Annotated in this window: 26 protein-coding genes; 9 read left to right on the forward strand and 17 right to left on the reverse strand. The window is 60.6% G+C overall.

Features of this window, described 5'->3' with window-relative positions; genetic code table 11:
* Positions 1-15: 15 nt before the first annotated feature.
* Together AB4N85_RS05680 and AB4N85_RS05685 are read right to left on the reverse strand one after the other, a co-directional pair.
* Positions 16-495, reverse strand: coding sequence for a copper chaperone PCu(A)C (locus AB4N85_RS05680; protein WP_252869213.1), 480 nt, complete (start codon positions 493-495; stop codon positions 16-18).
* Positions 495-1,100 carry an SCO family protein gene (locus tag AB4N85_RS05685; protein ID WP_016774221.1) on the reverse strand — a complete coding sequence of 202 codons (606 nt, stop codon included), beginning with the start codon at positions 1,098-1,100 and terminating at the stop codon, positions 495-497. The genes AB4N85_RS05680 and AB4N85_RS05685 overlap by 1 nt, the downstream gene beginning before the upstream one ends.
* A 273-nt stretch (positions 1,101-1,373) precedes the next feature.
* Between AB4N85_RS05685 and AB4N85_RS05690 the strand changes: the two genes are divergently transcribed.
* The 3 genes from AB4N85_RS05690 (at position 1,374) to AB4N85_RS05700 (ending at position 3,404) form a co-directional block, all read left to right on the forward strand.
* A complete protein-coding gene (locus AB4N85_RS05690) occupies positions 1,374-2,300 on the forward strand; it encodes a Gfo/Idh/MocA family protein (RefSeq protein WP_252869214.1) in 927 nt (308 codons plus the stop codon).
* 129 nt (positions 2,301-2,429) lie between these two features.
* Positions 2,430-3,059 carry an isochorismate family cysteine hydrolase YcaC gene (gene ycaC, locus AB4N85_RS05695; protein WP_016774235.1) on the forward strand — a complete coding sequence of 210 codons (630 nt, stop codon included), beginning with the start codon at positions 2,430-2,432 and terminating at the stop codon, positions 3,057-3,059.
* 144 nt (positions 3,060-3,203) lie between these two features.
* A complete protein-coding gene (locus AB4N85_RS05700) occupies positions 3,204-3,404 on the forward strand; it encodes a hypothetical protein (protein ID WP_016774226.1) in 201 nt (66 codons plus the stop codon).
* 516 nt (positions 3,405-3,920) lie between these two features.
* On the opposite strand, the gene AB4N85_RS05705 is transcribed toward AB4N85_RS05700, so the two are convergent.
* Entirely contained in the window at positions 3,921-4,658 is a 738-nt protein-coding gene (locus AB4N85_RS05705) for an SDR family oxidoreductase (RefSeq protein ID WP_252869215.1), read from the reverse strand.
* A gap of 127 nt (positions 4,659-4,785) precedes the next feature.
* The gene (locus AB4N85_RS05710) at positions 4,786-5,667 is read right to left on the reverse strand and encodes a helix-turn-helix domain-containing protein (RefSeq protein ID WP_252869546.1); all 882 of its coding nucleotides are present in this window, start codon (positions 5,665-5,667) and stop codon (positions 4,786-4,788) included.
* Positions 5,668-5,925: 258 nt separating this feature from the next.
* On the opposite strand from AB4N85_RS05710, the gene AB4N85_RS05715 reads away from it, so the two are divergent.
* Positions 5,926-6,690: an SDR family NAD(P)-dependent oxidoreductase gene (locus tag AB4N85_RS05715; protein ID WP_252869216.1), complete on the forward strand. Its 765-nt coding sequence runs from the start codon at positions 5,926-5,928 to the stop codon at positions 6,688-6,690.
* 173 nt (positions 6,691-6,863) lie between these two features.
* Positions 6,864-7,781: an AraC family transcriptional regulator gene (locus AB4N85_RS05720; RefSeq protein WP_095179591.1), complete on the forward strand. Its 918-nt coding sequence runs from the start codon at positions 6,864-6,866 to the stop codon at positions 7,779-7,781.
* A gap of 8 nt (positions 7,782-7,789) precedes the next feature.
* Here the strand turns inward: AB4N85_RS05720 and AB4N85_RS05725 are convergent, their stop codons facing one another.
* Both AB4N85_RS05725 and AB4N85_RS05730 read right to left on the reverse strand, forming a co-directional pair.
* The gene (locus AB4N85_RS05725; protein WP_236169551.1) at positions 7,790-8,719 is read right to left on the reverse strand and encodes a LysR family transcriptional regulator; all 930 of its coding nucleotides are present in this window, start codon (positions 8,717-8,719) and stop codon (positions 7,790-7,792) included.
* 94 nt (positions 8,720-8,813) lie between these two features.
* Entirely contained in the window at positions 8,814-9,524 is a 711-nt protein-coding gene (locus AB4N85_RS05730) for an SDR family NAD(P)-dependent oxidoreductase (protein ID WP_016774234.1), read from the reverse strand.
* 265 nt (positions 9,525-9,789) lie between these two features.
* On the opposite strand from AB4N85_RS05730, the gene ycaC (AB4N85_RS05735) reads away from it, so the two are divergent.
* Positions 9,790-10,419 (forward strand): isochorismate family cysteine hydrolase YcaC, encoded by a 630-nt coding sequence (gene ycaC, locus AB4N85_RS05735; protein ID WP_016774235.1) that lies wholly within the window; start codon positions 9,790-9,792, stop codon positions 10,417-10,419.
* 193 nt (positions 10,420-10,612) lie between these two features.
* On the opposite strand, the gene AB4N85_RS05740 is transcribed toward ycaC (AB4N85_RS05735), so the two are convergent.
* The 3 genes from AB4N85_RS05740 to AB4N85_RS05750 all read right to left on the reverse strand — a co-directional run bounded on the left by AB4N85_RS05740 (position 10,613) and on the right by AB4N85_RS05750 (position 12,864).
* A complete protein-coding gene (locus AB4N85_RS05740; protein WP_290127819.1) occupies positions 10,613-11,311 on the reverse strand; it encodes a tRNA (adenine(22)-N(1))-methyltransferase in 699 nt (232 codons plus the stop codon).
* Between the two features lie 128 nt (positions 11,312-11,439).
* On the reverse strand, positions 11,440-12,489 hold the full coding sequence (locus AB4N85_RS05745; RefSeq protein WP_252869218.1) for an NAD(P)-dependent alcohol dehydrogenase: 1,050 nt from the start codon (positions 12,487-12,489) through the stop codon (positions 11,440-11,442).
* A gap of 147 nt (positions 12,490-12,636) precedes the next feature.
* Entirely contained in the window at positions 12,637-12,864 is a 228-nt protein-coding gene (locus AB4N85_RS05750) for a hypothetical protein (protein WP_056784730.1), read from the reverse strand.
* Positions 12,865-13,028: 164 nt separating this feature from the next.
* Here AB4N85_RS05750 and AB4N85_RS05755 point away from each other — a divergent pair, with 164 nt between their 5' ends.
* The gene (locus AB4N85_RS05755) at positions 13,029-13,238 is read left to right on the forward strand and encodes a hypervirulence associated TUDOR domain-containing protein (protein ID WP_051600414.1); all 210 of its coding nucleotides are present in this window, start codon (positions 13,029-13,031) and stop codon (positions 13,236-13,238) included.
* Here the strand turns inward: AB4N85_RS05755 and AB4N85_RS05760 are convergent.
* From AB4N85_RS05760 to AB4N85_RS05780, 5 genes are all read right to left on the reverse strand, one after another.
* Positions 13,235-14,488 carry an NAD(P)/FAD-dependent oxidoreductase gene (locus tag AB4N85_RS05760; protein WP_252869219.1) on the reverse strand — a complete coding sequence of 418 codons (1,254 nt, stop codon included), beginning with the start codon at positions 14,486-14,488 and terminating at the stop codon, positions 13,235-13,237. The two genes, AB4N85_RS05755 and AB4N85_RS05760, sit on opposite strands and share 4 nt — an antisense overlap.
* Positions 14,478-16,070: an aldehyde dehydrogenase (NADP(+)) gene (locus tag AB4N85_RS05765; RefSeq protein ID WP_252869220.1), complete on the reverse strand. Its 1,593-nt coding sequence runs from the start codon at positions 16,068-16,070 to the stop codon at positions 14,478-14,480. Before AB4N85_RS05765 ends, AB4N85_RS05760 begins: the two co-directional genes overlap by 11 nt.
* A 63-nt stretch (positions 16,071-16,133) precedes the next feature.
* The gene (locus AB4N85_RS05770) at positions 16,134-17,081 is read right to left on the reverse strand and encodes a dihydrodipicolinate synthase family protein (RefSeq protein ID WP_252869221.1); all 948 of its coding nucleotides are present in this window, start codon (positions 17,079-17,081) and stop codon (positions 16,134-16,136) included.
* Positions 17,082-17,135: 54 nt separating this feature from the next.
* The gene (locus tag AB4N85_RS05775) at positions 17,136-18,062 is read right to left on the reverse strand and encodes a 4-hydroxyproline epimerase (RefSeq protein WP_252869222.1); all 927 of its coding nucleotides are present in this window, start codon (positions 18,060-18,062) and stop codon (positions 17,136-17,138) included.
* Positions 18,063-18,084: 22 nt separating this feature from the next.
* Entirely contained in the window at positions 18,085-19,710 is a 1,626-nt protein-coding gene (locus AB4N85_RS05780; protein WP_252869223.1) for an APC family permease, read from the reverse strand.
* Positions 19,711-19,931: 221 nt separating this feature from the next.
* Between AB4N85_RS05780 and AB4N85_RS05785 the strand changes: the two genes are divergently transcribed.
* Positions 19,932-20,702, forward strand: coding sequence for an AraC family transcriptional regulator (locus AB4N85_RS05785; protein WP_150742712.1), 771 nt, complete (start codon positions 19,932-19,934; stop codon positions 20,700-20,702).
* Here AB4N85_RS05785 and AB4N85_RS05790 read toward each other — a convergent pair.
* Together AB4N85_RS05790 and AB4N85_RS05795 are read right to left on the reverse strand one after the other, a co-directional pair.
* On the reverse strand, positions 20,699-21,292 hold the full coding sequence (locus AB4N85_RS05790) for a LysE family translocator (RefSeq protein ID WP_252869224.1): 594 nt from the start codon (positions 21,290-21,292) through the stop codon (positions 20,699-20,701). The genes AB4N85_RS05785 and AB4N85_RS05790 overlap by 4 nt on opposite strands.
* Positions 21,293-21,346: 54 nt before the next feature.
* On the reverse strand, positions 21,347-22,183 hold the full coding sequence (locus tag AB4N85_RS05795) for an AraC family transcriptional regulator (protein ID WP_252869225.1): 837 nt from the start codon (positions 22,181-22,183) through the stop codon (positions 21,347-21,349).
* Positions 22,184-23,216: 1,033 nt separating this feature from the next.
* Between AB4N85_RS05795 and AB4N85_RS05800 the strand changes: the two genes are divergently transcribed.
* Positions 23,217-23,513 (forward strand): hypothetical protein, encoded by a 297-nt coding sequence (locus tag AB4N85_RS05800; RefSeq protein WP_042609596.1) that lies wholly within the window; start codon positions 23,217-23,219, stop codon positions 23,511-23,513.
* 79 nt (positions 23,514-23,592) lie between these two features.
* On the opposite strand, the gene AB4N85_RS05805 is transcribed toward AB4N85_RS05800, so the two are convergent.
* Positions 23,593-24,831, reverse strand: a complete 1,239-nt coding sequence (locus AB4N85_RS05805; RefSeq protein ID WP_252869226.1) for a nucleoside permease — start codon at positions 24,829-24,831, stop codon at positions 23,593-23,595.
* Between the last annotated feature and the right edge of the window lie 37 nt (positions 24,832-24,868).

A 24,868-nucleotide genomic window follows, 5' to 3' on the forward strand; every position in this document is an offset into this window, starting at 1 on the left:
TCTTTCCGTCAGCGATCAATGCATCTTGCTGTGATCGTGGCCGCCCATGTTGGTCAGCGCGCGAACCGGTGCTTTGACTTCGATGGTTTCTTTCTCGCCCTTGGTGTTTTCCACTGTCAGGGTCAGCGGCACGCTGTCGCCTTCCTTCAACTGACCATTCAGGCCCATCAGCATGACGTGGTAGCCGTTCGGGTCGAAGCTCACGGCTTTGCCGGCAGGCAGCTCAACGGACTTCACCGGGCCCATGGTCATCACATCGTTCTTCATGCTCATTTCATGAATCTGAACGTCCTTGGCCACTGGCGAGGCAACGCTGAGCAGCTTGCTGTCGGTGTCGGCAGTGACGGTCATGAACGCGCCGCTGGCGGACTGGGTCGGCACGGTGGCACGGACCCAGGCATCGTCGACTTTGGTCTGCGCCGACACCTGGAAGGCCAGGCCGAGCAGGGACAGTGCACATACGGTGCGTTTGAGGTGATTCAGAACGGGATGCATCAGCAGACCTCCATAACAGTAAGCAAATCTTCCGTGCACTCTTGGGCTGTCAGCGAAGTGGACAGGCCCAGGCGCAACTCACCACGCGAGTCGTAGACGTAGCTGGTGGACGTATGGGAGATGGTGTAGGTGTCGCCGGCGGGGACTTTCTCGTAGAACACGTCGAATTCCTTGGCGGTGGCCTTGGTTTCCTCAAGTGTGCCGTACAGCGCGACGAAGCTCGGATCGAAGGCTTTGACGTAGGCGTCGAGGATCTGCGGCGTGTCGCGCTCAGGGTCAAGGGTGATGAACACCACTTGCAGGCGGTCGCCGTCGCGGCCCATGAGTTTCTTGATCTGCGCGGCGCGGGCCAGGGTGGTGGGGCAAACGGCCGGGCATTGGGTGAAGCCGAAGAAGATCATCGGCATCATCCCGCGAAAGCTCGACAGCGACATGGTTTCGCCTTCGGGGTTCTTCAGCTTGAAGGTGCGTCCGAGGATCTTGTCGCTCAGATCCTTGCCGTACTTGTACGACAGTTGGCCACGTGTGTCGCAACCGGCGAGCAGGCCGAGCCCGAGCACGCCCATTCCCGCAAGTACCTTGCGGCGAGTCAACAAAGCCGTCATCTAATACCGCCTTTTGCAGCCCGCGAGTCGGCAGGACTGGCGGGGGGTTAACCGTAAAAGCGCCGCATGATAGCAAACTGAGGCTGATCGCCGGCTGCCGATCGCCGCGCGGTGCGGGATCGGACGACAAAAGGTGTAAGAAGAAATGACGAATAAGCGATGCGTTCGCCGCGACCAAACTTGATTTAAATAGTATGACGATTGGAGGCGAGCGCAGAAACACGTACTCTTGCCGCTGCGCTGCAAAGACCAAAACAACAACAGGAGTCTGTAATGCAACCGATTCGTCTCGGCCTGGTGGGCTACGGCAAGATCGCCCAGGATCAACACGTCCCCGCCATCCTCGCCAACCCGGCGTTCCAGTTGGTGGCGGTCGCTACCCAAGGCAAACCTTGCGTCGGCGTGGAAAACTTCCAGTCGCTGGGCGAACTGCTCGAAAACGGCCCGACTGTCGACGCAATTGCGTTCTGCACGCCGCCACAGGGGCGCTTCGCACTGGTGCAACAGGCGTTGGCGGCCGGCAAGCACGTGCTGGTGGAAAAACCGCCCTGTGCGACATTGGGCGAGGCTATGGCCCTGGTCGATCAAGTCGCCGATCAAGGCGTCAGCGCTTTGTTCGCCTGGCATTCACGCTACGCACCGGGCATCGCCGCCGCCCGTGACTGGTTGGCCAGCCGCACCCTGCAAAGCGTTCGGATCGACTGGAAGGAAGACGTACGCAAGTGGCATCCGGGTCAAGCGTGGATCTGGCAGCCGGGCGGCCTCGGCGTCTTCGACCCGGGCATCAACGCGCTGTCGATCGTCACCCACTTGCTGGCGCTGCCGCTGTTTGTCGAAGCCGCCGAACTGCGCGTGCCGAGCAACTGCCAGTCGCCGATTGCTGCCTCGATCAAAATGTCCGATGCGCAGCAGTTGGACGTTCGCGCCGAGTTCGATTTCGACCATGGCCACGACGAACTGTGGAGCATCGAAATCCGCTGCGTCGAAGGCGTCCTGCGTCTGGACAATGGCGGCGCGGTGCTAAGCATCGACGGCGTGAAGCAAAGCGTGTCGGAGGAGGGCGAGTACGCAGCGGTCTACCGCCACTTCCAGCAATTGATCGGCGACAAGGCCAGCGACCTCGACCTGCAACCATTGCGCCTGGTAGCGGACAGTTTCTTTGTCGGCAGCCGGGCGTTGGTTGAGCCGTTTTACGATTGAAGTGGATTGTCCGGTTTGAGTGGACGGTGTAACCCTTTTCAAGCGATTTATCCCTTTGCTGTGCGTCAGTAATCTGTACCCAACTTGAACGCAACAACAAAACTCCAAACTTGAAAAGGGACGCACACCATGACCACTCCAACCTACAACCGCCTGAACAAAGACGACGCTATCGTGCTGCTGGTTGACCACCAGACCGGTCTGATCTCGCTGGTGCAGGACTTCTCGCCGAACGAGTTCAAGAACAACGTGCTGGCGCTGGCGGATCTGGCCAAGTTCTTTGACCTGCCAACCATCCTCACCACCAGCTTCGAACAAGGCCCGAACGGCCCGCTGGTACCGGAGTTGAAAGAGATGTTCCCGGACGCGCCGTACATCGCTCGCCCAGGTCAGATCAACGCTTGGGACAACGAAGACTTCGTCAAGGCAATCAAGGCCACCGGGCGCAAGCAGATCATCATTGCCGGTGTCGTAACGGATGTCTGTGTAGCGTTCCCGACCCTGTCGGCGCTGGCGGAAGGTTTTGATGTGTTTGTGGTGACTGATGCGTCCGGCACCTTCAACACCACTGTTCAGCAAGCCGCGTGGAGCCGCATGACTCAGGCTGGCGCGCAGATGATGAACTGGTTCTCGGTGGCCTGTGAGCTGCACCGCGACTGGCGCAACGATATTGAAGGTCTGGGTAACCTGCTGTCGCAGCGTATTCCCAACTACCGCAACCTGATGAACAGCTACTCGGCGCTGACGCAGCAGAAGTAAGCCTCCCATCCAAAGCTAAAGCCTGCCTCGAAAGCAGGCTTTTGCGTTTTCTACAGAACGCCGTTCGTCCATTGCCGGGCACTTGTCACGCGCCGGCATTTCACACGTTCAGGTACCTATCGCTGAATCACATCGGAGACCGACATGGACATTGATGAAAACGCACCGGGCAACCAGTCGCAACAAGCCGTGACGCGCACCACCGACAACGAGACGGGGCACGATCCCAAGCGGGAAAATCCCGAGGTGCCTTTGCCGCCGGACGATGAGGCACCGGTCGAGGAAGATATGTCAGATGTGGATGCGGCCAACTCGGTGTCAACCGAACATCCGCCGTCACGCTGATCGAGCGATTTAATCGATGCCTCCCACTCTGGAATTAGAGTGAGAGGCTCTCCCGCGCACCCTTATGCAGTTCAGTCACCGACATCGTGAAAACCAGTATCGACCGGCCAGGGTTGGAATATCCGTGCGCTAAATCCCCGGTGGGAGCGAGCCTGCTCGCGAAGACGGCGACACATCCAGCATCTTTGCCGACTGACCCAGCGCTTTCGCGAGCAGGCTCGCTCCCACAATGTTCCGTGTTGTCCATTGATTTGGTTGCGCCACAAAACCCTGTGGGAGCGGGCTTGCCCGCGAAGACGGCGGCACATCCAGCATCTTCGCCGACTGACCCAGCGCTTTCGCGAGCAGGCTAGCTCCCACAATGTTCCGTGTTGACCAATTATTTGGTGGTGCCACAAATCCCCGGTGGGAGCGAGCCTGCTCGCGAAGGCGGCGGCACATTCAGCATTTTCATTGACTGGTCTACCGCTATCGCGAGCAGGCTCACTCCTACAGTTGATTGTGATTCATCTGGTCTCAGTAAGGGCTCGCGGTCGGGCGCACGATCAGTTCGCTGACGTCGACATCCGCCGGTTGTTCGACGGCATACGCAATCGCGCGGGCGATGGCTTCGGCGGGGATGGCGATCTTGCGGAATGACTTCATCTCGGCGCGGCCGCCTTCATCGGAAATGCTCTCGGCCAGTTCCGATTCGGTCACGCCCGGTGCGATGACGGTGACGCGGATATCGCCGCCCACTTCCTGGCGCAAGCCTTCGGAAATCGCCCGTACGGCGTATTTGGTCGCGCAGTACACCGCCGCAGTAGGGCTGACCGCGTAAGCGCCGATCGAGGCGATGTTGATGATCTGCCCGGCGCGCTGGCGCTGCATCAAGGGCAGGCTGGCGGCGATGCCGTGGAGTACGCCACGGATGTTGACGTCGATCATGCGGTTCCACTCATCGACCTTCAGCGCATCCAGCCGTGACAACGGCATGACCCCGGCGTTGTTGACCAGCACATCGACGCGGCCGTAATGCTCGACGGCGAAATCAACGAAGCGCTGCACATCCTGCTGATCGGTGACGTCCAGTGCGCGGAACTGCGCGTGGCCACCTGCGCCATTGATCTCTTCGGCAATCACTGCCAGACGCTCGGTACGCCGAGCCCCCAACACCACTTTGGCGCCACGTTCGGCGAGCAGGCGTGCGCTGGCTTCGCCGATGCCGCTGCTGGCGCCGGTAATCACGATCACTTTGTCTTGAATGTTCAGCATGATGTCGTCCTCTTCTGTGTGCCCGTGAGTGGGCCTGGAAGAAGATTAAGTGCGGTGGCTCATGGGCTATTAATCGATTCCTCCACGGGATTTGCCCAATTCTGCTGCATCGCTTTTCGACAGGTTTTCAGGCCCCGCGTGGCGCATCGCGGTAGGCACTAGGAGTGACCCCGACTTCACGGCGGAACACCTGGGAAAAGTGGCTGGGACTGGAGTAGCCGACTTCCAGGCCAATGTCGATCACGCTGCGTGCGGTCTCCAGCAACAGATGACGCGCGCGGCTCATGCGCAGGCGGATGAAGTATTGCGAGGGCGATAAACCGGTGGCGCGTTTGAAGGTGCGGCTGAAGTGGTAGTCGCTCAGCTCGGCGATGGCGGCCAGATGACTGAGACTGAAATCCTCCGCCAGATGCGCATTCATGGCTTCGATCACCCGGCGCAGTTTGTAGGCGGGCAGGGCGTTGTCGCGGCGCGGGTTGCTGTCGGGGTCGAGATAATGACGCAGCAAATGGATCGCCAACGCCTGGGCCAGGCTGTGCACCAGCAGTGCACTGGGATGGCGCTGTTCGGTCAGTTCGACGCGCAGTTGCTCAAGAATGAAGCTGACCTGCTCGTCACGCGCACCCGACACGTCGACAAACGTCACTGCACCGGCCTGTTCGCCGAAGGCTTCGCGCGCCGCGTGTTCGATCAAGCCCAGACCAAGATAAAGGTGCATGACTTCGAAGACCTCGCAACCTTCGGTCTGCCAGCGCATTTCGTAGGGTTCCCGGGTGTTGGTCAGGAAAAAATCGCCCGCCGTGACCTGGCTCGCCTGCCACTCTCCGCCCAACGAACGTTCTTCGACCCGGGCAGTGCCGGCCAGTACCAGCACTAGCAGCGGTTCCGCCACGCACGGCACGCGGATCGGCTCAAGCAGGGTTTGATGGTGGAACAGCTGCACCACGGCATCCTTGATCTGCGGTCGCGGCGTGGTCGTTTCCGCAACACCGGGCAGATGCTCCGGCATGGCCTCGGCGGCGATGCGCGCGGGCTGGCTGATTGTCGGTGTAGCAGGGCTGGCAGAGGGCACAGGACGCTCCATCAAAAGCTTCGGCTGCGAATGATTTTGAAGGTTAGGGCGGGCGAACGAGAAACTCCAGCGCAAAACTCCGACAGTCCCGGCAATCGCCCGAAAGCCCGGCGGCGGCCAGTGCGCGACAGTGAAGCCGTGTTCACGACCGCGCCATCAGGCGCAACACCGATTCGCTATCGAGGAGTTAAAACCATGACTGATTTCAACCACACCCTGCCCCAAGAAGTCGCCGGCAAAGTTGCACTGGTCACTGGCGCGGCCAGTGGCATCGGCAAGGCGATTGCGCTGATGCTGCACGCTCGCGGCGCCAAGGTAGTTGCCGAAGACCTCAATCCGGCTGTCGAAGCACTGGCTCGTCCCGATCTGGTGCCGCTGGTGGCGGACATCACCGAGGACGGCGCCGCCGAACGTGCTGTCGGCCTTGCCGTCGAGCAGTTCGGGCGTCTGGATATTCTGGTCAACAACGCCGGGATCATCATCAACAAAGCCGTGATCGACATGAGCCGCGACGACTGGGAAAAGATCCAGGCAGTGAATGCCACGGCAGCCTTCCTGCACTGTCGCGAAGCGGTGAAAGCGATGATCCCGAACAAGTCCGGTGCGATCGTCAATATCGCTTCCTATGCGTCGTACTTTGCGTTTCCGACCATTGCCGCTTACACCGCCTCGAAAGGTGCGCTGGCGCAACTGACCCGTACGCTGGCCCTGGAAGTCATCGAGCACGGCATTCGCGTCAACGCCATCGGCGTCGGCGATGTGGTGACCAATATCCTTAATGATGTGGTCGAGGACGGCCCTGGCTTCCTCGCACAGCACGGCGAAGCAGCGCCAATCGGTCGGGCGGCGCAGCCGGAAGAGATCGCCGAGATCGTGACCTTTCTGGCCTCCGACCGCGCCAGTTTCATGGTCGGCTCGGTGGTCATGGCCGATGGCGGCATGACGGTAACGGCAGGCTGATAGCAGTGCGGCAAACCATGGGCACGTAAGATGATGTGCTCATGGTTTACCCCGATCTGACCGACGCAGAATCAGGCAAACCTGCAGCATCTTTGATCTAGTCGCCGCTGGGTAAAACTGGCTAATCTTCCTTCGCAGTTGACCCACCTTCGTCTGCTTTCGAGGCCCTTTGCATGGATAACCACGACGCTTCCATCCTCCACGACACGGCGGTGTATCGCGCCGAGCTGGTGCGCTTGCTGACCCAGCGCTTTGATGCGCCGGGCACCTACGAAACCGCGATTGCGCCGCTGCACGTGATCCGTCTCGATGGGCCGTCCGAGCTGATCCATGTCGTGCACCGCCCGGCGCTGTGCCTGATCGTGCAGGGGCGCAAGGAAGTCGGGCTGGGCGACGAACGTTTCCTCTACGACCCGTTGAATTACCTGGTGGTGTCGGTGACGTTGCCGGTGTCGGGAAGGGTGATTGAAGCCTCACCCGAGGCGCCGTATTTTTGCGTACGGCTGGATTTCGATCCGGCGCAACTGACGCAACTGATTGCCGAGTCGCCGCTGACCGGCATGCCACAGGACGCCGGGCGCGGCATGTTTCTCGACAAGATCGACGTGACATTGCTCGATACCATGCTGCGTCTGGTGCGCCTGCTGGATAACCCGCGCGACATCGGCATGCTCGCACCGATGGTGTTGCGTGAGCTGTATTACCGCCTGCTGCGCGGCCAGCACGGGCATCTGCTGTATGAAATCGCCGTCAGCGATTCGCAGACCCATCGGGTCACGCGGGCCATCGACTGGCTGAACAAGAATTTCACTGAACCGCTGCGCATCGACGCGCTGGCGCAGGTGGCCAATCTGAGCAATTCGGCGCTGCATCACCGCTTCAAAGCCGTCACCGCCATGAGCCCGCTGCAATATCAAAAACAGCTGCGCCTGCAAGAGGCGCGGCGGCTGATCATCAATGAAGGGCTGGACGTCTCCAGCGCCTGCTACCGCGTCGGCTACGAAAGCGCTTCGCAGTTCAGCCGCGAATACAACCGCCAGTTCGGCTGCCCGCCGTCCAAGGAACTCAGCCGCCTGCGCCAGACCGGTTGACGCCCTGTTTAGCGCGCGGGTTCCGCCCATTCCTCACGAAACCCCAGCAGAAAATCCACAAATGCCCGCACCCGTTGCGGCACATAGCGGCCGTGCGGGTAGAGCAGGGTGTAGGGGCGCGAACGTCCGGCGTACGGCTGCAGCACTTCAATCAGGCGGCCATCGGCGAGTTCCTGCTCGACGATGAACCGGTAAGTCTGAAACAGCCCGGCGCCGTGCTTGGCCAGCGTCACACCGCCGAGCACATCGTCGGAGCAGGAATAGCCACCGTCGGAAATCACTTCCAGGTCTCGGCCGTTTTCCTGAAACAGCCAGGAAATCCGCCGCCCGCTGCTGGGCAATTCGAACTGGATGCACTCATGCGCAATGAGATCGTCGAGGGTCTGCGGCGTGCCGGCTCTATGCAGATATTCGGGGGCGGCGACCACCACCAGGGCGGCGTCTTCCAGCAGGCGCGCGATCAGGGTCGAGTCCGGTTGCGCGCGTACGCGTATCGCCAGGTCGTAGCCTTCTTCAACGAAGTCGATATTGCGATTGCCCAAGTGCACGTCGACCGTGACCTCGGGGTACAACGCACGAAATTTCGGCAGCAGCGGCAGGATGCGGTGATGCCCGTAGGTGGTTGGCAGGCTGATGCGCAGTCGACCCGACGGCGAAGTCTGTGCGCCCATGACTTCCTGCTGCGCTTCGACCAGTTGCGTCAACGCCTGGCTGCACTGTTCGAAGAAGCTCCGTCCGGCGTCGGTGAGGCGGATGCTGCGCGTAGTGCGGGCGAACAGTCGCGAACCCAGGCGTTGCTCCAGACGCAGAATCGACCGGCTCACCGCAGCGGGCGTGACCCCGGCCAGTTGCGCGGCGGCGGTGAAGCTGCCGGCTTCGGCGGCCAGGCAGAACAGTTCGATACTGCCTAACTGCAAATCTTCAAAATGGCGTTTCATTGTGGCTCGCACCGAGGATCGACGGACGTTCATCCTCTGTGTACCACAACCAACGACGCCGCCGGTATCCACCGGCGGCGTTGCAGGGTTTCGATCAATGGCCGGCGCTCTGGCCACCGTCGACATGCAGGATCTCGCCAGTGACGAAATTCGCCCCGTCGAGGTAGAGGATCGCTTGCACGATGTCGTCGATTTCCCCCATGTGGCCGACCGGGTGCAGGCTGCCCAGCGCCTGATGGGTTTCCTCGGCGTGCATCGGCGTTTTGATGATGCCCGGCGATACCGCGTTGACCCGAATGCCACGCTTGGCGTACTCGATCGCCAGGGATTTGGTCGCGGCGTTGATGCCACCCTTGGTCAGCGACGCCAAAACCGAAGGCACGCCGTCGATTGCATGATCGACCAGGCTGGTGGTGACGCTGACGACGTGGCCGCTGCCGTGTTTTTCCATCTCGGCGATGGCCAGTTGCGAGATGTAGAAGAAGCCGCTCATGTTGGTCGCCACGACCTGGGCATAGTCCGCCTGGCTGTAAGCGGTGAACGGCTTGGCCAGAAAGATCCCGGCATTGTTGACCAGCGTATCGACGCGACCGAAGCGGGCAACGGCGGCACGAATCACGCGCTCGGCGGTTTGCGGATCGGCAATGTCGCCGGCAACGGTCAGGACATCCGGGTCACTCGACTCTTTGATCGAGCGCGAGGTGGCGACCACTTGATGGCCAAGGGCGCGAAAGCCTTCGACCAGACCTGCACCAATGCCTTGCGAGGCGCCGGTGATGACAACTACTTTTTTCGATGTGCTCATGATGATTTCCTCTGTCGCTGGCCCGTCAGGATGGCGGGTGGCTGTTGGAGAGGACTTTAGGAAGTTGCGCGGAGTTGATAAATGGGGGCTGAGGTACATCATTTGTACTTCGGTGTATCTAATCAGAGCGGGCCTCGAATGATTGTCCGGTTTGAGTGGACGGTGAAACGCTTTTCAGCTGATTTATCCCTTTGCTGTGCGTCAGTAATCTGTACCCAACTTGAACGCAACAACAAAACTCAAAACTTGAAAAGGGACGCACACCATGACCACTCCAACCTACAACCGCCTGAACAAAGACGACGCTATCGTGCTGCTGGTTGACCACCAGACCGGTCTGATCTCGCTGGTGCAGGACTTCTCGCCGAACGAGTTCAAGAACAACGTGCTGGCGCTGGCGGATCTGGCCAAGTTCTTCGACCTGCCAACCATCCTCACCACCAGCTTCGAACAAGGCCCGAACGGCCCGCTGGTACCAGAGCTGAAAGAAATGTTCCCGGACGCGCCGTACATCGCTCGCCCAGGTCAGATCAACGCTTGGGACAACGAAGATTTCGTCAAGGCAATCAAGGCCACCGGGCGCAAGCAGATCATCATTGCCGGTGTCGTGACGGATGTGTGTGTAGCGTTCCCGACCCTGTCGGCGCTGGCGGAAGGTTTTGATGTGTTCGTAGTGACTGATGCGTCCGGCACCTTCAACACGACCGTGCAGCAAGCCGCGTGGAGCCGCATGACTCAGGCTGGCGCGCAGATGATGAACTGGTTCTCGGTGGCCTGCGAACTGCACCGCGACTGGCGCAACGACATCGAAGGCCTGGGCAATCTGCTGTCGCAGCGGATTCCCAACTACCGCAACCTGATGAACAGCTACTCGGCGCTGACGCAGCAGAAGTAAGTTCACCACCCACGAAAAAGCCTGCTTTCAACAGCAGGCTTTTTGTTTTTCCGACGGCTGCGGCCAACTTGGTTGCTGTGTAGATTGCCACACCGCTTTCGCGAGCAGGCTCGCTCCCACAGTTGACCGTGTTCCCTCAGGAGAAATGCAATTTCCTGTGGGAGCGAGCCTGCTCGCGAAGACGGCGGCACAGTCACCCGAGCAATTCACTGATCCACTGCATCTCTTGCTTCAGCGCAAGAATTTTGTCCTCCGGCAGCGCTTGTTGCGCTCTCGTAAACTGCCCCAACGTCTTCTGCCGCTGCTTCAGCCTGCGTTGCCATTTGTGCAGAAATGCCGAGCCGCGCGCCTGCAGATGCAGCGGTCCGAAAAACAGTTCCCTGGCGTTGTAAGTAAGCGGTTCAATGGCTGGCTCGGCAACGATGATTTCATAGTCGAAACGGTTTTCGTGCAGCACTTCTTCGCAAACGATCCGGTAACTGTTATCCATCAACCACTGGCGCAGCGCTTGCTCGCCGCCGTTGGGCTGCAGGATCAATCGTTCGTGGCCGCTGAGATGGGCTTTACCACTGTCGAAAATATCGCGAATGGTTTCGCCACCCATGCCGCACAGGGTGATGGCGCTGATGGCGTCGTCAGGTTTGATTGCCGCCAGACCATCGGCCAGGCGCACGCTGATCTGGCCGAGCAGGTCGTTGTCATTGACAGTGCGTTGCGCCGCGTGGAACGGCGTCAACGCGACCTCGCCAGCGACCGCTGCTGTTATCAGGCCCCGGCGCAGCAAGGCCACCGGCAGGTAAGCATGATCGGAGCCGATATCGGCCAGTCTCGCGCCGAGCGGCACATGGGCGGCGACGCGCTCAAGACGCATGGACAATGTCTGTTGGTTCAACGCAAACCCCTGTTCACCCTGCGGTGGAAAAAGGGGTGCGACTCTGGCGAGCAACGCTGGCGCTGTCAATTACGTGATGGAATTACTCGAACCATCGGCAGCACGGCGCTGCCGATGGGCGCTTGCGCTTAGCCGGCGAGCGTTGCGTTGTCGATGACGAAGCGGTATTTCACATCGCCCTTGAGCATACGCTCGTAGGACTCGTTGATCTGATCGGCGCGGATCAACTCGATGTCGGAGACGATGCCGTGCTCGGCGCAGAAATCCAGCATTTCCTGGGTTTCAGGGATGCCGCCGATCATTGAACCGGCAATGGCGCGCCGCTTGGTGATCAGGTTGAACACGTTCGGCGACGGATGCGGCGAGGCAGGCGCACCGACCAGGGTCAACGCGCCGTCGCGCTTGAGCAGGACGAGGAAGGCGTCGAGATCGTGCGGGGCTGCGACGGTATTGAGGATGAAGTCGAAACTCTTGGTGTGTGCCGCCATTTCTTCAGCATTGCGTGACACCACCACTTCGTCCGCGCCCAGTGCCTTGGCCGCTTCACGCTTGGATTCGGAAGTGGTGAATGCGACCACGTGGGCGCCCATGGCGTGGGCCAGTTTGATGCCCATGTGGCCCAGGCCGCCGATGCCGACCACGCCGACTTTCTTGCCGGGGCCAGCGTGCCACTGGCGCAGCGGCGAGTAGGTGGTAATGCCGGCGCAGAGCAGCGGCGCGACGGCGGCCAGTTGCGCCTCGGGATGACGGATGCGCAACACATAGCGCTCGTGCACGACGATGTTTTGCGAATAGCCGCCGAGGGTCCAGCCCGGTGCGTCCGGGGTCGGGAAATTGTAGGTGCCGATCATGCCGTCGCAGTAATTTTCCAGGCCGGATTCGCAGTCATCGCAGTGCTGACAGCTGTCGACGATGCAGCCGACACCGACCAGATCGCCGACCTTGTAGTTTTTGACGTGATCGCCGACCGCCGAGACGCGGCCGACGATTTCGTGGCCGGGGACGCAAGGGAATTGCGTGCCGGCCCATTCGGCGCGCACCTGATGCAGGTCGGAATGGCAGACGCCGCAGAAGGCGATATCGATCTGTACGTCGTGCGCGGCTGGCGCACGGCGTTTGATCTGCATGGGCTCAAGGGGTTTGTCGCCAGCGTGGGCGCCATAGGCTTGTACGAGCATGTGAGCATCCTCCATGGGTTGTCGGACGCCCATTGTTGCGCCTGGGTCGGAGCGCGAAGTAGTGCATTTCTGTGAAATGCTTGCCTGATTCTGCTGTTGATTGCGCAACCGACAGGCAGCCGTATGGCGACGGCTGCCTGTTCAGGCTCAACGCGGATTGGGCTGGTCGTCCATCTCGGCGTTATCGGTTTCCTGACGTACGCGCTCCGGATCCAGCCCGGTACTGTCATCGTCCAGCGGGATTTCGCCTTCGTTGTCGGGCAGTTCGTCGATGCCGCGTTCCTTCATCGGATCGACCTCGGTACGCCCCGGACTCAGCGGGTCGGGCGTGGTTGGGAGCGGATCGTCACCTTGCTTGCCTTGATCGTTATTCATCTCACACCTCGTCATGGCCGTTTTCTACGGCTTGTGCAGATTGGAGGTGCGGGTGATTTTCGCCGTTCGATTTTTTTGCCTGCCTTCGGTCGCCTCGCAAAAAAGCGGAATTTCTCCGACGCGCGCCGCTCCATAAACCAACAGCCAGAGGCGAGGACGCAATGATGAGCAGCTCATTCAAAGTCGGCGATGCGGTGCGCTGGAATTCCGAGGCGGGCGAGATCCACGGCAAAGTGGTCAAGGTGCACACCCGCGACACCGAGTTCATGGGCCGCCACCGGCCAGCCTCGAAAGACGCGCCGCAGTACGAGGTCAAGAGCGACAAGACCGGCCACCTGGCCATGCATCACGGCGACGCGCTGAAGCACGCTTAGAAACGTGCCAGTCGGTAGGCGTCGGCATTCGGCAACTCGCCGGCCGCGCCTGAGACCATCTGCCCGATCATCTCCGCCGTCACCGCCGCCTGCGTCAGGCCCAGATGCTGATGACCGAAGGCAAGCAAGACCTTGCCGGCGCAAACCTGATCAATCACTGGCAGCGAATCCGGCAGCGACGGGCGAAAGCCCATCCACGGTGTGGCGCCATCAGCGTTCAGGTCCTTGCGAAACAGGCCTTGGCTCAGGCGCTGCAACTGCCAGGCGCGCGCCATGTTCGCCGGCCGCTCCAGTCCGGCGAATTCGACCGTGCCGGCCAGGCGCAGCCCATCGCGCATCGGCGTCATGATGAATTTGCGTTCCAGCGAGGTGACGGGGAAGGGCAGGCGATCATGCTCGTTGGGCAGCATCAGGTGATAGCCACGTTCGGTGTCCAACGGTACTTGCTTGCCAGTCAGCGCGGCGGTGAGTTTCGCCGAATGCGCACCGCAGGCCAGTAACACGCGGCTGGCCGTTACGCCGCCATTGCCGGTCATCAACAAGACACCGTTTTCCTGCACGTAGCCGCCCTGAACCTGCTGTTTGAGAAAACTCACGCCGCTGCTGCGCGCCGACTCGACCAGCGCACACACCACGCGATAAGGGTCAAGGAAATGCCCGGTTCGCGGGAAAAACAGTCCGCCCCGAATCTGTTCGCTGAGCTGCGGCGCCGTTTCGCGGATCGCCCCCGCTTGCCAATAGTCCACCGGCACCTGCTGCTGATGCAGTCGCGCCTGCAAGGCTTCGATGGCCTGCCGGGATTCAGGTTTTTCGAAGACCAGTAACGAGCCGTCAACCTTGAGCAGATCAGTGCGCTGGATATCGCTGAGCAAGCGCTGCCACGCGTCGAGGCTGCTTTCGTTGAGCGCGCGCAAGCCGGCGACGGTTTTCTGAAAAGGCTCAGGCCGCAGATTCAGCAGCAAGCGGGTGAACCACGGCAGGGCGCGCGGCAGGTATTTCCAGTCCAGGCGTAGCGGCCCCATCGGGTCCATCAACATGGCCGGCAAGCGCTTGAGGATCGACACGTCAGCGATCGGAAAGACTTGCTCGGTGGCCAGATGCCCGGCGTTGCCGAACGAAGCGCCATGCCCCGGTTCCTGCTGATCGATGACCACCACCCGCAGGCCCTGGCGCGCCAGACGCAGTGCGCAAGCGACGCCGATGATTCCCGCGCCGACCACGGCGATGTCGTGCGAAGGGTTATTCGCCATGGTGTGTCGCTTCCCGTTGGCCATCGAGCAAGCGCCGAAGGTTGAGCGAATTGGTCTGTTGCAGCGCCGTCGGCAGCAAGCTGTCGGGGAAATCCTGATAGCACACCGGCCGCAGGAAACGCAGGATCGCCGCAGTGCCCACCGAGGTGCTGCGCGCATCCGAGGTTGCCGGGTAAGGCCCGCCATGCACCATTGCATCGCAGACTTCCACGCCGGTCGGCCAGCCATTGACCAGCAAGCGCCCGGCCTTGCGCTCGAGGGTTGGCAGCAACGCGCGCGCCAGTGCAAGGTCGGCGTCGTCCATGTGCAAGGTCGCGGTCAGTTGACCTTCCAGATGTTCGCAGACCTGACGAATTTCCTCGTCACTGCTGCATTGCACCACTAGCGATGTCGCGCCGAACACCTCAGCCTGCAAATGCTGATCGGCGAGGAAATCCGCCGCGTCGGTGCTGAAGAGATACGCCTGGCACTGATTTGGGCCGCTGCCAACTTGGCCAACCGCTACCGCACGCGCACGGGGATTGTCTTGCAGAGCAGTCACGCCTGCTTGATAGGCGCCGAAGATGCCGGGCGTGAGCATGGTTTGCGCCGCGCTGCGCGGGATCAGTTCCGCTACCGCGCCGAGAAACCCGTCGAGCGCCGGGCCTTTGCGGGCAATCAACAATCCCGGGTTGGTGCAGAACTGCCCGGCGCCCAGTGTCAGCGACGCGACAAATCCTTCGGCCAACGCCTGCGCCCGATTTTCCAGCGCGGCAGGAAACAGCACTACCGGGTTGATCGAGCTCATTTCCGCATACACCGGAATCGGCTCCGGCCGCACTTGCGCGGCTTTCATCAAGGCCAGCCCACCAGCCCGCGAGCCGGTGAAACCAGCGGCTTTGATGCGCCAATCACTGACCAATGCGATGCCGACTTCGTACCCCGAATCGAACAACAAGGAAAACACGCCTTCGGGCAGAGCGCAGGCCCTGACCGCTTGCGCCACTGCGCGGCCGACCAGTTCGCTGGTGCCGGGATGCGCGCTGTGCGCCTTGACGATCACCGGGCAACCAGCCGCCAATGCCGCAGCGGTGTCGCCACCGGCCACGGAAAATGCCAGGGGAAAGTTGCTCGCACCAAACACCGCGACCGGCCCCAGGGCAATCTGTCGTTGCCGCAGGTCGGAGCGCGGCAGTGGCTGGCGTTGCGGTTGCGCATTGTCGACGCGCACATCCAGCCATTCACCCGCGCGCACCGTACGGGCGAACAGGCGCAATTGCGAGCAGGTGCGGCCACGCTCGCCTTGAAGGCGTGCAGGTGACAGACCAGTTTCGGCGTGGGCGCGTTCGATCAGTTCATCGCCAAGGTTTTCGATGTGCTCGGCAATGCTTTCGAGAAATGCCGCACGGCTGCTCAGGCTGGTTTCGCGATATTCGTCTTGTGCTGCCCAGGCCAGGGCGCAGGCCTGTTCCACTTGTTCGGCTGACGCCCCGGCATACTGTGGTTCAAGTGCCTGGTTGGTCGCCGGATCAATCGCGCGAAAGGCTGGACGATTACCGGTCACGGCTTGCTGGCCGATCAGCATGTTGCCCGTCAGAGTCATGGTGTCTTCCTGTGAAATGAGCGAGGCCTGCCGCGAATCGTGATGACTCGCAGCAGGTGGTGGTCAGGCGAAGTTCTGTTCGGCAGACCAGTTCTCGTACCAGTGACGGAACAGCGAATACTGCTTCTCGGCATAGCGCCGTTGCGAGTCGCTCAGCACGTCTGTTTCGTTGAAGTGCAGGGTGTATTCCTTGTCGCCGTTGAGCACCATCAAGTGCTTGTAATACAGCACCAGATCACAGCCTTCGTCGAACGATGACAGCACTGCCAATGCCGATTCCAGCTCCCGTGCCTGACGCCGGGCCTTGGCATCGCCTTGCGCGGCCTGCTTGCTCAGCGCCACCAGTTGCAGCACTTCGCGAGGAAGGGCGTTGCCGATGCCGGTGATGGCGCCGGTGGCGTTGCAGTTGACGAAACCGTGGACGACTTGCGTATCGACGCCGACCATCAGCGTCACGTCGTCATCCTTGGAGGTGATGTTCTCGGCCGCGTAGCGCAGGTCCGCGCCCCCACCAAATTCCTTGAAGCCGATCAGGTTCGGGTATTCACGGCGCAGTTCGAAAAACAGATCGGCGCGGGTGGCGAAGCCGTAGTAAGGGCTGTTGTAAATCACCGCCGGCAAGTTCGGTGCGGCTTGCAGGATCGCGGCGAAGTGGGCCTTTTGCGCCGTCGCCGAAGCACCACGGGACAGCACGCGCGGAATGACCATCAAGCCTTGCGCGCCGACTTTCGCCGCATGCGCTGCGTGGGAAACCGCTTCACGGGTATTCACCGCACCAGTGCCGACGATGGTCGGCACCCCGGTGGCGACCAGGCGCGCCACACCTTCCTGACGCTCGGCTTCAGTCAGCAGCGGCCAGTCGCCCATCGAGCCGCAATAGACCACGGCGCTCATGCCGATATCAATCAGCTCGCGTCCCTTGCTCACCAGCGCATCGAAGTCCGGTTTGCGCTGGGCGGTGCACGGGGTCATCAGGGCCGGCATGCAACCGGTGAAGATGTTGTCGCTCATGGTTCAACTCCTTGGCATTTCGTTTGATTCGAGGTGAAAAATCGGCGTGGCGGTTCAGATGCCCCACGCGAACGGGTCGGTTTCGTCGATCAGCAAGGTGCTGTCGGCGGTCATGTAGGCGCGGCCGGTGATGAACGGGCGAATGCGTTCACCTTCCCATTCGAAGCGGCCTTCGAACTGGCTGCCGGTGATGCTCGCCTGTATCCACGGTGCGCCCGATTGAAGCTTGTCGTCGGCTGCCAGGCAGGCAAGTTTGGCGCTGGTGCCGGTGCCGCACGGTGAGCGGTCGTAGGCTTTGCCGGGACACATGACGAAGTTGCGGCTGTCGGCCTGATCGTCATCGGCGAACAATTCGATGTGGTCGATGACCGCACTGTCTTCGCCGAAGATGCCCTGATCTTCCAGCGCCTTGAGCATGGCCCAGGTGTACGCGGTCAGGTGTTCGACGTTGTCCATGGTCAGGGTCTGGCCATGCTCGGAAACCAGAAAAAACCAGTTGCCGCCGTAGGCGATATCACCGACTACGCGACCAAAACCGGGCACGTCCACTGGTACCTGTTTGCGATAACGGTAAGCGGGCACGTTGCCCAGAGTGACCGAGCCATCGTCGTGCAGCGTCGCGCTGACTTGCCCCACCGGTGTGTCGATCTTGTGCACGCCCGGCTGGATTTTCCCCAGATGCTGCAACGAATTGATCAGGCCAATGGTGCCGTGGCCGCACATGCCCAGGTAGCCGGCGTTGTTGAAGAAGATCACCCCGCAAGTGGCGTCCGCCGATACCGGTGGGCAATAGAGCGCGCCGACCAGCACGTCGTTGCCGCGTGGCTCGAGCAGACAGGCGCGCCGCCACTGATCGTGCTGGCTGCGCAGGGCATCGCGTTTCTCGGCCATGTCGTTGCCGGACAACTCGGGAAAGCCGCTCATCACCAGTCGTGTCGGCTCGCCGCCGGTGTGGGAATCGATGACGTGTACTCGTTTCATGGAGAGATCCCGTTGGATGATTTCAGTAGGCGCCGGCAGGGCGGGCGGTGACGGTGGACGAGGGCGCAGGGCTTTCGCTTTCTTCGTCCTCTTCGTCCAGGCGCAGCAGATGGGCAGGCACGCCGGTTGCTGCACCCCAGTAGTAAATGCCGGTGGCGCAAGCGGCGACGACGATCGTGTCGAACGGATGCGCGAGGATGCCCAGGCCACCGAAGGTGCCGAGTTTCGACAGCGCGATGGTCACCGCGTAGAAGGCGATCAGCCACGCCGATGAACTCACCTGACGCGCCAGGCTCAGGTGAGCGGTGGGCACAAAGCGGCCACAGAACAGGTAGATGACAAACATCAGGATTTGCAGGCCGAGCAGCCACGACACGGTGTTCCAGCCCGACCAGTAAACGATCAGCGCGGCGATGATGAACGACACCGGCCCAAGCAGGCCCATGCTCTTGACCCGGAACGGGCGCGGCATGTCCGGCGCATTGCGCCGCAACGCCGCAACCGACACCGGCGCCACCGCATAGCTCAACACCAGCGCGGCGGAGACCACGTTGATCAGCGCTTCCCACGACGGGAATGGCAGGGTCCAGAACACCGACAGGGCGAAAGTCAGCCACAGCGCCGGACGCGGGATGCCGGACTTTTCATCGATGTGGGTGAAGACCTTGAAGAAGGTGCCGGTCTGCGCCCAGCCGTAGATCACTCGCGGCGTGGCGTTCATGTAGATGTTGCCGCAGCCGCTCGGCGAGATCACCGCATCGGCGACCACCAGATACGCCAGCCAGCCCACACCGAGCGCCAGGGCGATGTCGCGATAGGGCAGGGCGAATTCCTTGCTGATACCGGCCCAGCCGTTGGCGAGCATTTCCGTCGGGATGCTGCCGAGAAAGGCCATTTGCAGCAGCACGTAGATCAGGGTCGACAGCAGTACCGAGAGAATCAGCGCGATGGGAATGGTGCGCTGTGGATTCTTCACTTCGCTGGCGACGGAAATGATCGGCGTCAGGCCCAGATAGGCAAAGATGATCCCCCCCGCAGAGACGGCCATCTCCACGCCGGACAGGCCGAATGGAGCGAATCCCTGAACCTGGAAGTTCTCCGGTTTGAAGAAGGTGAACAGCACGCCGATCACCAGCAGCGGCACGATGAATTTGAACACGCTGACCAGATTGTTGGCCTTGGCGAACGTCTTCACGCTGCGGTAGTTGAGCAGGAAAAACACGCAGAGCAGGCCGAACTGCACCAGCCAGCCGAGGATCGTCGGATCGCCACTGCCAGCCTTGGTCAGACCGGGAAACCATGCCGCCGCGTATTGGCGCGAGGCGACCACTTCGATCGCCACCAGACTGGAAAACGCAATCAGCGTAATGAAGCCCATCAGGTAGCCGAGCAGCGGGCCGTGGGAATAAACCGGGTAGCGCACCACGCCGCCAGCACGGGGCAATGCCGCGCCCAGTTCGCAGTAGACGATGCCCAGCAGCAACACGGCGAAACCGCCCAGCAACCAGGAAAAAATCCCCGCCGGACCGGCAATCGCCGAGACATGGCTGGCGGCGAACAACCAGCCGGAGCCGAAGATCGCGCCGAGTCCGATAAAGGTGAGGTCGATCAATGAAAGCTGTTTTTTGAACTTGCCTTGGCCTGACATGGCATCGCCTTCTTGTGAGTTATTGGATAGGCAGTTGTGTCACGGGGACGAGCAGACTTTGCACCGCCCGGCAGTGGCGGCGATTGATGTTTTATGCCGGGATCGATGACGAATTCAGCACAATGGCACCGATGAATGCGCGGCCTCGACAGGGTCGCGACGTTGCTGCAATCTGCTGGCGAGTGACATTTGCGGTGGTTCAATTCGAGGGGAAGTCTTTGATGCAGTCAGCGTTTTCGATCCTGTGCCAAGGCACTGACGGCTTGCGTGCGCAGACCCTCGAAGAGATGGTCGCCGGTGCAGCGCAGCTGTTGCCAATACTCGATGTGATCCCCAATGCGGCGATCTTCATCAAGGATCTGCAAGCGCGTTATGTGCTGGCCAACCGTACGCTGGTGCAGCGTTGTGGCTTGAAGGACCTGCGCCCGTTGCTCGGCAAAACCAGTGCGCAGGTGTTCCCGGCGCAGTTGGGGCCGGGTTACACCGAGCAGGATCGCAAAGTGCTGGAGGAAGGTTTCGTGTTGGAGGATCAGCTCGAACTGCACCTGTATGGCAGTCGCGAACCGGGCTGGTGCCTGACCCACAAGAGGCCGATCTATAACCGTGAAGGTCTGATCATTGGCTTGGTGGGGATCTCGGTGGATCTGCAGTCAGCCAGCGAAACCCACCCGGCGTTCGAGCGCCTGGCGGCTGTCGATGAATACATTCGCGGCAACTTCAACCGGCGGGTGACGCTGAGTGAACTGACGCGGATCGCCGGGATTTCCGTGGCGCAACTGGAGCGCTATTGCAAACGCGTTTTCCACCTGACACCACGGCAGATGATTCAGAAAGTCCGCCTGGAACACGCGCATCGATTGCTGCACAGCGACTTGCCGATTACCGAGGTTGCGCTGCAATGCGGCTACACCGATCACAGCGCTTTCACCCGTCAGTTCAAGGCCTCGACCGGGTTTACACCACGCGAATACCGGCAAGCCACCGGGCATTAGACCAACACGGCCAGCCAGGCCGAGAGCAGCAGAAGAAGGGCCAGTGCCGCGTTCATGCGCTTGAACGCCTGCGGTGAGCTGAGCAAGCGCGCGCTGCCAACGCCGAGCAATGCCCAGAGCGTCATGCACGGCAACGACACCAGCAGAAACGCCAGCGACAACACCAACAGGCGCAACGTCTTGTCGCCGCCGCCGACGAATACGCTGACCACCGCCACGGCCATCATCCATACCTTGGGGTTGACCAGTTGCAGCAGCGCCGCGCCGAATACGCTCAAGCTTTGTTCATGCGATTTCGGGTCCAGGGATGGCGGCGGGCTGCGAAAGATCTGCCACGCCAGCCAGCTCAACCAGAGCACGCCAGCCCAAGCCATGGCTTGCTGCACGCGCGGAAAGCGCAACAGGGTTTCGCCAGCACCGAGACCGACCACCAGCACGATCAACGCGGCCGCCGCACACGCGCCAAAAATGATCGGCAACGTGGCAATCAATCCGCGCCGCGAACTGTGGCTCAGCACCAGAATATTGGTCGGCCCCGGAGTGATCGAGGCGACGAAAGCAAACAGCAGAAAGGGCAGTAAAGAAGCCATGGTGCAAATTCCTGAAAGTCGAAACAGGACACCATGATCGTCAGCGGGCGGGCCTCAGTCTGGAAGATTTGAGCAGCGTTTGCGGTAGTCCGCCGGGGTCAATTGATAGGCGCGGCGGAACCAGCGACCGAGATGACTCTGATCGGCAAAACCGAGCACGCTGGCCACCTGCGCTGGCGTCTCGCCGCGCGCGAGCAATTGCCGCGCCTTGGCCAGGCGCAACTGGATCAGATAGGCGTGGGGTGCCAGACCGAAAGCGGCCTTGAACGCGCGGGTCAGGCGAAAACGATCGACACCACAGGCTTGCGCTAGGTCGTCGAGGCCGATGTCTTCATAGGTGTGGGCATGCAGATAGTCCCGCGCAACCTGGGCAACCAGTGGCAGGCGCGGATCGAAGTGCTGACGCTTGCGCCAGTCGAGGTGGCGGGTGAGGGACGCCAGCAGGCCATCCAGCGCAGTCTGCCGGACGATGCGCAGATCGCCGTCATGTAACGCGTGGAAGGCTTGCACGATCGCAGTCGACAGGCGCGGATCGTGGCTCAGGGTGTCGGCAAAGCCTGGCTGACTGTCGGCGGGCGCGTCTTCGAACAGCGCGTGCAGTTCGCGCTCCAGCCAGTGCGGATCCAGATACAGCATCGAATAGGTAAAGCCGTCCTCGGTCGGCGCATGGCCATCGTGGATTTCTCCCGGCTCGAGCAGAAACACATGCCCCGGCGTACTGCGATGACGCACCCGGCGACAGTTGAATTGCTGGACGCCTTGCTCGGTAACGCCGACGAGAAAGCTGTCATGCCAGTGCGGATCGTAGGCATGCCCACGGAAATGCGCACGAATCGACTCGATCCCGGTATCGACATCCTGGGAGAGAGAGATCCAGTTGCGTTTGTCCATGGGAGGATTCCATAGGGCGGTTGAGCAGGGGCGTTTCTAAAATACCGCGTGGGGGAGAAGAGTGTTTAGAAGATTTGTGCAGGGGCGCAGGGGGATCGAGTCAGGCAATGTGCCTTGGATGGGAGGGGGACCAGAAAACACAGACGAAAAAAAACCGCCTTCGCGGGGCGGTTTTTCAATCCTCGGTTTGGAGCCGAGGCCATGTGCTTCACTAGCCACACCAACATGTCCGCGCATGGTATTAAGTTTCTCCCGTCAGTGCAACGTAGGTTTAGCGTGATGTGGGAGGTTTTTTCGGAGCGGCCAGCGCATGCAACTGAATTCAGATCTGTCAATAAACATTGTCAGAAATACGATTTTACAAAGGTTCAGGCGTAGCCGCAGGATAACCTTGGTTACTCGGGTTTTCTCTTCTGATTTCTGCGTTAAGATGCCCACGCTCATCTTGTTGGTAGAGCAGTGAGGTTTGGCTGGGGGGCGCAAAAGGTTTCACGCCCTCTGACGCGGATTCGCACCCGCGCCGGAATGTTGTCTCGGAGGGATTTCAACCGGCCGCCTCACTAGCCACACCAGCATGTAGGCTGAAGGCACGCATGGTCCGGTAAGTTTGCTGGAGGTTTGGCCGCCAGCCCTGGAGGCCAAAACGTATGAAGCTTTTGCTGCGTACGCTGAGCCTTGTATGGAGATTGTTGAAAGCTTTGCGCTTTTACGAGTTCCTGCGAGATCACTTTGACGACTTGAAATAAGGGTCGTCTGAGTGGGAAAGACCCGTTTCGGTTTCGATCGATTCGGGTCTTTTTTTGCTTGCGTAAAGCTGTCAGAAATACGATTTGTCAGTTTTGTGCTTTAGACTTTGTAGGGCGTTTCGTCTGGACGCGTAAGCACCAGCTTAACGGTTAGGTAAGCAGCTGCTTTTACTCAACTCATCATTGATTGCGTCAATAACAACCATTAAGTCAATGAAGTTCTCATATCCACGGTGCGGCGTAAGATCGGTTCCATACCCAACCACTGCAACTCGGAGCACATCATCATGAAACGCCAGACTATCCTCGGTATCGCTTTCTCGGTTTTTGCACTGAACGCCTTCGCCGCCACCGAAACCGACCCACTGTTCAGCGACGCGGTGGCCGCTACTCAAACTGATCGTCTGTTCAGCGACGCAGTAGCCGCCACCGAAACCGACCCGCTATTCAGCGACGCAGTTGCCGCCACCGAAACCGATCCACTGTTCAGCGATGCAGTAGCCTCTGATGGCTCCGATCATCTGCAAGGCAATCGGGTTGCCGAAGGTGGCGCAGACCGTCTGCTCGAACGTCGCACCGCTTGAGCGCAACCATGAGCATCGATAGCGAATGCCGCCTAAACCACAGGCGGCATTCGTTCTGTTCATGCATTAGAACTCTGCTCTAAACCGCAGTCGGCAACACAGCCTTGTCCCGATCGCGGCCCTTGAACGTCGCCCAGAAACACAGCAGCACCGCCACGGAAAAACCGGCTGGAAATAGCCAGATACTTCTCCAGTCATGGCCCGCACTCGAAGTGAAGTGGTCAGTAATCCGTCCCGCAATCCAGAAGCCAATCAACATGCCCAACCCGTACGTGGCCAAAGTGATCAGACCTTGCGCCGAACTGCGGAAGCGTTCCGGTGCTTTTGCATCGGTGTAGATCTGCCCGGACACGAAGAAGAAGTCATAGCACACGCCGTGCAGGGCAATGCCGATCAGCAGCATGAATGCCTGATCGTCGTTATTGCCGAAGGCAAACAGCACGTAACGCAACGCCCAGGCAGCCATGCCGACCAGCAGGGCGATCTTGATGCCGAAACGATGGATGAACAGCGGCAACAGCAACATGAACAGCACTTCCGACACCTGACCGATGGCCATCTTCGCTGTCGGGTTGGTCACGCCGATCTCCGCGAGAAACGGGTTGGCGTTCTGGTAATAGAAGGCCAGCGGAATGCAGATCAGGATCGAGGCGAGAAAGAACACCAGATAGCTGCGATCCTTGAGCAAACCCCACGCATCGACGCCGAGCATCTGCTTGAGGCTTGATGAGCCCGCTGCGCTTTTCAGCGGCGCAGTGTTCGGCAGACTGAAGCTGTAAAGCCCCAACAACAGCGACGCGACGGCGGACATCAGGAACGTATTGCGCAAGCCTCCCGCCGCGATGCTTTGTTGCGAGTCCCAGGCGAACACGAAGCTGATCACCACACCGGCGACAATCCAGCCCACTGTGCCCCATACGCGAATGCGCGAGAACTCTAGCGCCGGGTCTTTGATCTGGCGGAACGCCACGGCGTTCACCAGCGCCAATGTCGGCATGTAGACCATCATGTAGGCGAGCACATAGGGATAAAACGCGCTGAAGTCTGCGGCGCGATAGAGCTGATAGAGCAGCACCGCGCCCAGCAGATGCAGCACCGCCAGAATGCGTTCGGCATTGAAAAACCGGTCGGCAATCAAGCCAATGACAAACGGCGCCAGAATCGCACCCCATGATTGCGTGGCGAAGGCCATGCCGACCTGGCCGCCGCTGGCAGCGAGCGTGGTGGCCAGAAAAGTGCCGAGGGTGACGAACCAGCCGCCCCAGATAAAGAACTGCAAAAACATCATCACGCTCAGTCGCGCATTCATTACGTTCATTTCAGATCACCGTATTGTTTTTATGTCGGTAACGCGG

Source organism: Pseudomonas sp. H1_G08, from assembly GCF_054681355.1.

Excerpts from the sequence above, each read along its gene's own strand:
- AB4N85_RS05690 (WP_252869214.1), top strand. The coding sequence starts at position 1,374 with ATGCAACCGATTCGTCTCGGCCTGGTGGGCTACGGCAAGATCGCCCAG.
- ycaC (WP_016774235.1), top strand. The coding sequence starts at position 9,790 with ATGACCACTCCAACCTACAACCGCCTGAACAAAGACGACGCTATCGTG.
- AB4N85_RS05770 (WP_252869221.1), bottom strand. The coding sequence starts at position 17,081 with ATGAGCGACAACATCTTCACCGGTTGCATGCCGGCCCTGATGACCCCG.
- AB4N85_RS05755 (WP_051600414.1), top strand. The coding sequence starts at position 13,029 with ATGAGCAGCTCATTCAAAGTCGGCGATGCGGTGCGCTGGAATTCCGAG.
- AB4N85_RS05785 (WP_150742712.1), top strand. The coding sequence starts at position 19,932 with ATGCAGTCAGCGTTTTCGATCCTGTGCCAAGGCACTGACGGCTTGCGT.
- AB4N85_RS05710 (WP_252869546.1), bottom strand. The coding sequence starts at position 5,667 with ATGCCGGAGCATCTGCCCGGTGTTGCGGAAACGACCACGCCGCGACCG.
- AB4N85_RS05700 (WP_016774226.1), top strand. The coding sequence starts at position 3,204 with ATGGACATTGATGAAAACGCACCGGGCAACCAGTCGCAACAAGCCGTG.
- AB4N85_RS05805 (WP_252869226.1), bottom strand. The coding sequence starts at position 24,831 with ATGAACGTAATGAATGCGCGACTGAGCGTGATGATGTTTTTGCAGTTC.
- AB4N85_RS05685 (WP_016774221.1), bottom strand. The coding sequence starts at position 1,100 with ATGACGGCTTTGTTGACTCGCCGCAAGGTACTTGCGGGAATGGGCGTG.
- AB4N85_RS05680 (WP_252869213.1), bottom strand. The coding sequence starts at position 495 with ATGCATCCCGTTCTGAATCACCTCAAACGCACCGTATGTGCACTGTCC.
- AB4N85_RS05750 (WP_056784730.1), bottom strand. The coding sequence starts at position 12,864 with ATGAATAACGATCAAGGCAAGCAAGGTGACGATCCGCTCCCAACCACG.
- AB4N85_RS05725 (WP_236169551.1), bottom strand. The coding sequence starts at position 8,719 with ATGAAACGCCATTTTGAAGATTTGCAGTTAGGCAGTATCGAACTGTTC.
- AB4N85_RS05745 (WP_252869218.1), bottom strand. The coding sequence starts at position 12,489 with ATGCTCGTACAAGCCTATGGCGCCCACGCTGGCGACAAACCCCTTGAG.
- AB4N85_RS05760 (WP_252869219.1), bottom strand. The coding sequence starts at position 14,488 with ATGGCGAATAACCCTTCGCACGACATCGCCGTGGTCGGCGCGGGAATC.
- AB4N85_RS05800 (WP_042609596.1), top strand. The coding sequence starts at position 23,217 with ATGAAACGCCAGACTATCCTCGGTATCGCTTTCTCGGTTTTTGCACTG.
- ycaC (WP_016774235.1), top strand. The coding sequence starts at position 2,430 with ATGACCACTCCAACCTACAACCGCCTGAACAAAGACGACGCTATCGTG.
- AB4N85_RS05780 (WP_252869223.1), bottom strand. The coding sequence starts at position 19,710 with ATGTCAGGCCAAGGCAAGTTCAAAAAACAGCTTTCATTGATCGACCTC.
- AB4N85_RS05730 (WP_016774234.1), bottom strand. The coding sequence starts at position 9,524 with ATGAGCACATCGAAAAAAGTAGTTGTCATCACCGGCGCCTCGCAAGGC.
- AB4N85_RS05775 (WP_252869222.1), bottom strand. The coding sequence starts at position 18,062 with ATGAAACGAGTACACGTCATCGATTCCCACACCGGCGGCGAGCCGACA.
- AB4N85_RS05765 (WP_252869220.1), bottom strand. The coding sequence starts at position 16,070 with ATGACTCTGACGGGCAACATGCTGATCGGCCAGCAAGCCGTGACCGGT.
- AB4N85_RS05705 (WP_252869215.1), bottom strand. The coding sequence starts at position 4,658 with ATGCTGAACATTCAAGACAAAGTGATCGTGATTACCGGCGCCAGCAGC.
- AB4N85_RS05715 (WP_252869216.1), top strand. The coding sequence starts at position 5,926 with ATGACTGATTTCAACCACACCCTGCCCCAAGAAGTCGCCGGCAAAGTT.
- AB4N85_RS05790 (WP_252869224.1), bottom strand. The coding sequence starts at position 21,292 with ATGGCTTCTTTACTGCCCTTTCTGCTGTTTGCTTTCGTCGCCTCGATC.
- AB4N85_RS05720 (WP_095179591.1), top strand. The coding sequence starts at position 6,864 with ATGGATAACCACGACGCTTCCATCCTCCACGACACGGCGGTGTATCGC.
- AB4N85_RS05795 (WP_252869225.1), bottom strand. The coding sequence starts at position 22,183 with ATGGACAAACGCAACTGGATCTCTCTCTCCCAGGATGTCGATACCGGG.